Source organism: Arthrobacter sp. 2YAF22_2 (genome assembly GCF_052114645.1).
GTDB lineage: Bacteria > Actinomycetota > Actinomycetes > Actinomycetales > Micrococcaceae > Arthrobacter.
On record NZ_JBFRFD010000265.1, the window covers coordinates 1 to 5,105 of the forward strand.

General features: G+C 67.0%; 4 protein-coding genes. All 4 read right to left on the bottom strand.

Annotated features, from left to right (window positions below):
• Window positions 1-447: lysophospholipid acyltransferase family protein (locus AB4Y86_RS11720; RefSeq protein WP_441402400.1), on the bottom strand; the 447-nt coding region annotated here is incomplete at its 3' end.
• Between the two features lie 231 nt (window positions 448-678).
• Complete coding sequence (gene uvrA / locus AB4Y86_RS11725; protein WP_441402401.1) at window positions 679-3,651, bottom strand: excinuclease ABC subunit UvrA; 2,973 nt, start codon at window positions 3,649-3,651, stop codon at window positions 679-681.
• A gap of 68 nt (window positions 3,652-3,719) precedes the next feature.
• Window positions 3,720-4,112, bottom strand: coding sequence for a GntR family transcriptional regulator (locus AB4Y86_RS11730; RefSeq protein WP_441402402.1), 393 nt, complete (start codon window positions 4,110-4,112; stop codon window positions 3,720-3,722).
• A partial coding sequence (locus AB4Y86_RS11735; RefSeq protein WP_441402403.1) for an ABC transporter ATP-binding protein occupies window positions 4,109-5,105 on the bottom strand: 997 nt, incomplete at its 5' end. The genes AB4Y86_RS11735 and AB4Y86_RS11730, both read right to left, overlap by 4 nt.

The following is a 5,105-nucleotide window of genomic DNA, read 5'->3' on the forward strand; positions in this document are numbered from 1 at the left end:
CACCGGGACCACCGGGGCTCCCGTCGTGAGGGCCAGCCAGCCGACGCCGGTGCGGCCGCGGTAGAGGATGCCGTCGCGGGAGCGGGTGCCTTCCGGGTAGATCCCGACGCCCTTGCCGGCATCGAGGATGTCCAGCAACGTCTTGAGCGCCTGCACGCTGGCGGCCTGCTCGCCGCGCTCGACCGGGATGGAGCCGACGGCCTCGAAGAACGACTTCATTACCCGGCCCTTGGCACCGCCGGTGGTGAAGTATTCGGCCTTGGCGAAAAAAGCGACCGGCCTCGGCATGAGCGCCTGGACGATCACGCTGTCCAGGAAGGAGAGGTGGTTGGGCGCCACGATGAAGGGGCCTTCGGCTGGCACGTTCTCCAGGCCGATAACGGTGGGACGGCAGGTCGCGGAGATGAGCCCGCGGGTTGTCCAGCGGATTACGTCAAACATTGCCAAGGGCGGGCACCTCATTCAGCTGCGGGGCGACGGTGGTCAGGGTGCGGGACCGCACGGATCCACCTTGACAATAGTTTCGTGGCGATCGGCAGGGGCCTGCTTGGCAGCGGCTCCTGCAACATCCGGGCGTATGGGTCACCGGAGTAGTTTCTCACGACCGCGGGGAAGCCGAACAATCTCATTCCCTCGGGGGAATATGTCCGGCCTCCCCGGGTCGGCCGGAGGTGCCGGTCAGCCCAGAATCTCGGCGAGGAACGTCGCGGTGTGGCTCTCCTTGGACTTGGCCACCTGCTCCGGGGTACCGGAGGCGACAATCCGTCCGCCGCCGGATCCGCCGTCGGGGCCCAGGTCCACGATCCAGTCCGCGCTCTTGATCACGTCCAGGTTGTGTTCGATGGTGATCACGGTGTTGCCCTTTTCGACCAGGCCCTGCAGGACCAGCAACAGCTTGCGGATGTCCTCGAAGTGCAGCCCGGTGGTGGGCTCGTCGAGCACGTAGACGTTGCGGCCGTTGGAGCGTTTCTGCAGCTCAGCTGCGAGTTTCACGCGCTGCGCCTCGCCGCCCGAGAGCGTCGTGGCGGGCTGGCCGAGCCGGACGTAGCCGAGGCCGACGTCCACGAGGGTCCGCAGGTGCCGGGCGATCGGCGAGAACGCGGCGAAGAAGTCCGCGCCCTCCTCGATCGGCATGTTCAGGACGTCCGCGATGGTCTTGCCCTTGTAGTGCACCTCAAGGGTTTCGCGGTTGTAGCGCGCGCCGTGGCAGACCTCGCACGGCACGTAAACGTCCGGCAGGAAGTTCATTTCGATCTTCAACGTGCCGTCGCCCGAGCAGGCCTCGCAGCGGCCGCCCTTGACGTTGAAGGAGAACCGGCCGGGCTGGTAGCCGCGGACCTTGGCCTCGGTGGTCTCGGCGAAGAGCTTCCGGATGTGGTCGAACACACCGGTGTAGGTGGCCGGGTTGGAGCGCGGGGTGCGGCCGATCGGGCTCTGGTCGACGTGCACCACCTTGTCCAGGTGCTCGAGGCCCTGGACGGACTTGTGCCGCCCGGCGACCTGCTTGGCGCCGTTGAGTTTGTTGGCGAGCACCTTGTACAGGATTTCGTTGACCAGGGTGGACTTGCCCGAGCCACTGACGCCGGTGACCGCGGTAAACAATCCCAGCGGGAAGGCGGCGTCGACATTGACCAGGTTGTTTTCCTTGGCGCCGACAACCTTCAGTTCGCGCTTCTTGTCGTACTTGCGGCGCTTCTTCGGCACCTCGATGAATTTCCGCCCGGAGAGGTAGTCGCCGGTCAGGGACTCGGTGTTCTCCAGCAGGTCCTGGTAGGACCCGGAGTGCACCACGGTGCCGCCGTGCTCGCCGGCGCCCGGTCCGATGTCCACCACCCAGTCGGCTTCCTGGATGGTGTCCTCGTCGTGCTCAACCACGATCAGGGTGTTACCGAGGTCCCTGAGCCGGGTGAGGGTTTCGATCAAGCGCCGGTTGTCGCGCTGGTGCAGTCCGATGGACGGCTCGTCGAGGACGTACAGCACGCCGACGAGGCCGGAACCGATCTGGGTGGCCAGGCGAATGCGCTGTGCCTCGCCGCCGGAGAGCGTGCCCGAAGGCCGTTCCAGGTTCAGGTACTCGAGGCCGACGTCGAGGAGGAATTTCAGCCGGGCCTGGATTTCAATCAGGACCTGGTGGGCGATCTGCGCCTCGCGGCCGGTCAGCACCAGGGTGTCCAGGAAGTTCGCGCATTCGCGCATCGGCAGCGCGGCCACCTCGGCGATGGACTTTCCGTTGATCAGGACGGACAGCGACGCCGGGTTCAGGCGGGCGCCGTTGCAGGCCGGGCACGGAACCTGCCGCATGTACTCCTCGTAGCGGTCCCGGGCCGAATCGGATTCCGTTTCGGTGTGCTTGCGGTGCACGTACTGGACCACGCCTTCGAAGCCGGTGCTGTACTTGCGTTCCCGGCCGAAGCGGTTCCGGTACTGCACCACCACCTTGTGGTCCTTGCCGTGCAGCACGGTCTGCCGCGCCTCGGCGGACAGCTTCTTCCACGGCGTGGTCATCGAGAACTCGAGCTCTTTGGCCAGGCCGGCGAGGAGCCGGTTCCAGTATTCGGTGGTGGCGGTACCGAGTGACCAGGGCGCGATGGCGCCGTCGGAGAGGGAGAGGTCCGGGTTGGGGATCAGGAGTTCCTCGTCCACCTCGAGCCGGGTCCCGATGCCGCTGCAGGCGGAGCAGGCGCCGAACGGGTTGTTGAAGGAGAATGAGCGCGGCTCGATCTCGTCGATGGCGAGGGGGTGCTCGTTGGGGCAGGCGAGGTGTTCGGAGAAGGCCCGGATCCGTTCCGGATCGTCTGCCTCGAGATCGACGAATTCGGCCAGGACCCGTCCCTCGGCCAGGCCGAGCGCGGTTTCCACCGAGTCGGTCAGACGCTGGCTGATGCCGTCCTTCGCGACCAGCCGGTCCACTACCACTTCGATGGTGTGCTTGAACTGTTTGCCAAGCTTGGGGGGATCGCTGAGTTGGATCAGTTTGTCGTCCACCCGGGCCCGCGAGTAGCCCTTGGCGGTGAGCTCTTTGAAGAGTTCGACAAACTCGCCCTTGCGGCCGCGGACCACCGGTGCCAGCACCTGGAAGCGGGTTCCCTCAGGCAGTTCGAGCAGTTGGTCGACGATTTGCTGGGGTGTCTGCTTGCTGACCGGCTCGCCGCAGATCGGGCAGTGCGGGCGCCCCACCCGGGCCCAGAGCAGGCGCATGTAGTCGTAGATCTCGGTGATGGTGCCCACGGTGGAGCGGGGGTTCTTGCTGGTCGATTTCTGGTCGATCGAGACGGCGGGCGAGAGCCCCTCGATGAAGTCGACGTCGGGCTTGTCCACCTGGCCCAGGAACTGGCGGGCGTAGGCGGAGAGCGACTCCACGTACCGGCGTTGGCCTTCGGCGAAGATCGTGTCAAAAGCGAGGGATGACTTGCCCGAGCCGGAGAGGCCGGTGAAGACGATCATCGCGTCGCGGGGCAGGTCGAGGTCCACGTTGCGCAGATTGTGTTCGCGCGCGCCCTTTACGACCAGGCGGGACAGGTCGGAACGGACCAGTTCCGCCCCGGACAGCACCCCGCCGGAGGGCTTGGGGTTGGCCGCCTTTCCGGACTTCACCGGAACGGTGGCGGGTTGGACAGCGACGGCGGGTTCTTCAGCTACGGCTTTAGGCACGCCTCCAATGCTAATCGAAAACTTCTTCGAATATCTATTCCGGCTGCGCTTGTGCTATGGCTCTCGGCCTAATGGCGGTCGTATGCCGCGGCCAGCAGCTGGACAGCCTCGGCGAAGCTGGCCCCGCGGGCTTTGGCCGCCGCCGCGAACTCCGCGGCGGACGCGGTCAGTGAGCCCCACGCGTCGTCCCGGGCGCAGACGACGGTGCCGTTCCTGCCCCGGGTCGCGACGACGCCGGCGGCCTCGAGTTCCTTGTAGGCTCGCGCCACGGTGTGCGGCGCCACGCCCAGCTCGGCCGCCAGGCTGCGGACGGCGGGGAGCCGGGTCCCGGCCGCGAGGGTTCCGGCGTCGGCCCGCTCGATAATGTTCAGCCGGAGCTGTTCGAACAGGGGAACCGAACTGCCGGTATTGGGCTTCCAGGTGCCGGGAAAAGTGGCAGCACCGGCCTCGGCCGGGCTCACAGTTCCGGCTCCAGGGCGGCCTCAAGCTGTTCGCGCCCGGCGAACTGGGTCCGGTAGAGCCGGGTGTACGTGCCGTCCTCCGCCATGAGTTCCTGGTGCTTGCCTTGTTCAACAATCCGTCCGTGGTCCATGACCAGAATTAGATCAGCGTCGCGCACGGTGGACAAGCGGTGGGCAATCACCAGGCTGGTCCTGCCCTGCCGCAGCCTCGCCATGGCCTGCCGGATCTGTATCTCCGTGCGGCTGTCCACCGAGCTGGTGGCTTCGTCGAGGATCAGGATGCTGCGGCCGGCCAGTTGTGCCCGGGCGATCGAGATGAGCTGGCGCTGTCCGCGGCTGAGCGAGTCGCCGTCGTTGCCGAGCATGGTGGCGTAGCCGGCCGGGAGGGCGCGGACGAAGTGGTCCACGTGGCTTGCCTGCGCCGCGGCGACGATCTCCGCGTCGCTGGCGCCCGGCAGGCCGTATTCGATGTTGTCCCGGATGCTGCCGGTGAACAGCCAGGCGTCCTGCAGCACCGTGCCGAAGACCCCGCGCAGCTCGTCGGGATGGAGTTCGGCGATGTCCACGCCGTCCACGGTGATCCGTCCGGCGTCCAGTTCGTAGAAGCGCATCAGGAGGTTCACCACGGTGGTCTTGCCGGCGCCGGTGTGACCCACGATTGCCACGGTCTGGCCGGGCTCCACCGAGAAGGAAAGATCCTGCACCGCGGGGGTGTCGGGCCCGTAGCCGAAGGTGGCGCCTTCGAACCTGACGCGGCCCGCGGGGGTCCGGGCCAACCGGATTCCCGGTCCGGCCGGTGCTGCCGCGGGGATTTCGGGTGCGTCCAGGAGCGCGAAGACCCGTTCGGCGGACGCCAGGCACGACTGCATCAGGGTCAGCATGCCGCCGATCTGGCCCATGGGCTGGCTGAAGAGCCGGCTGAACTGGATGAAGGCCTGGATGCCGCCGATCGTCATGGTGCCGGCGGCCACCTGCAGCGCCCCGATCACGGCG